Origin of the sequence: Janthinobacterium sp. Ant5-2-1 (assembly GCF_001445815.1) — a bacterium.
In the GTDB taxonomy this organism is placed as follows: domain Bacteria; phylum Pseudomonadota; class Gammaproteobacteria; order Burkholderiales; family Burkholderiaceae_D; genus Janthinobacterium; species Janthinobacterium lividum_E.
In genome coordinates this window covers 1-1,501 of record NZ_LNCE01000175.1, presented here as the reverse complement: position 1 = coordinate 1,501, position 1,501 = coordinate 1, and the positions used below count along the sequence as shown (strand labels likewise).

Sequence of the window (1,501 nt, the reverse complement as noted above, 5' to 3'; positions counted from 1 at the left end):
CGCTGACCGTTGGCGCACCGGTGACATTGACGCTGGTGCTGCCGTCATAGGTTTTCGACACGCCCAGATCCAGGCCGGACAAGGCCAGCACGGCCGGTGTGACACTGGCGCTCAAGCCGGTCGGCTGCAGCAGCACATAGTTGCTGTCGCTGGAGGCATAGCCGCTGACCGTGATCGCCTTGCCTGTTCCGGCATTTTTGTCGGCGAACTGGCCGATGCCGGTGCCGCTGACATTGACGATGTCGTTGCCCAGTGCCGTGACCACGGCCGTGCCGGTGAGGGCTGCATTCAGAGATGTGTCATAGCTGCGGTTTTGCGCCGACACGCCCGTCACCTGCAAGGTGGCCTGCGCGATGCTGCCCTTCGTCGTGGCCGTCGTGGCGGCCAGCGTGTAGTTGCCCGCATCGGCGCCGGCGGCGGCGATGCCGTTGACGGTGACGACCTTGTTGCTGCCCGCGTTTTTGTCGGCAAAGCTGGCCGAGGTGTTCGACAAGGTCAGCACGTCACCGGCGATACGGTCATCCTGCAAGGTGACGCCGGCATTGGTCGAGGTGTCGTACACGCGGTCGACGCCGGTGGCGCTGGCGTTCAGCACGCGTGGCGTGATGCTGCTGTTGCTGTTGCCGGCCAGGGTGACGCTGTAGTTGGCGCCGCTATTGCCGTCGCTGAGCGTGGCGGCGCCAAAATTGACGGTCTTGTTGCCGGGCAGCAAGTAGTTCGACAGGGCGGTATTGGCGCCAGCCGTATAGTCGGCGCCGGTCAGGCCGAGGCTGACAGTACGGTTACCCGCATTGCGGCTGTCGAAACTGCCCGTCGTCTTGTTGACAAGGACCGACTCGCCGCTGACCAGGCCCGTGAGGGCATAGCTGGCGGCGTCGATTTGCGCGGCGGTGCTGCCGTCATAGCTGCGCGTGGTCGCGGTGACGGGGCCGAGCGTCAGCTGGGCCGGCGTAATGGTGCCGGTCAGGCCGGCTTGCTGGCCGATCGTGTAGTTGCTGTCGCTGGAGGTGAAGCCGGAGACGCTGATTGCCTTGCCATTGCCCGCGTTTTTATCGGCGAACTGGCCGGTGCCGACGCCGATCACGGTCACGCTTTCCTTGCCGAAGCCGCTGACCGTTGGCGCACCGGTGACATTGACGCTGGTGCTGCCGTCATAGGTTTTCGACACGCCCAGATCCAGGCCGGACAAGGCCAGCACGGCCGGTGTGACACTGGCGCTCAAGCCGGTCGGCTGCAGCAGCACATAGTTGCTGTCGCTGGAGGCATAGCCGCTCACCGTGATCGCCTTGCCTGTGCCGGCATTTTTGTCGGCGAACTGGCCGATGCCGGTGCCGGTGACATTGACGATGTCGTTGCCCAGTGCCGTGACCACGGCCGTGCCGGTGAGGGCTGCATTCAGAGATGTGTCATAGCTGCGGTTTTGCGCCGACACGCCCGTCACCTGCAAGGTGGCCTGCGCGATGCTGCCCTTCGTCGTGGCCGTCGTGGCGGCCAGCGTGTA

At 65.0% G+C, this 1,501-nt stretch carries 1 protein-coding gene; it reads right to left on the bottom strand.

Features of this window, described 5'->3' with window-relative positions:
- Nucleotides 1-1,501, bottom strand: a 1,501-nt coding sequence (locus ASN89_RS29160; protein ID WP_235502103.1) for a YDG domain-containing protein, incomplete at both ends; no start/stop codon positions are given.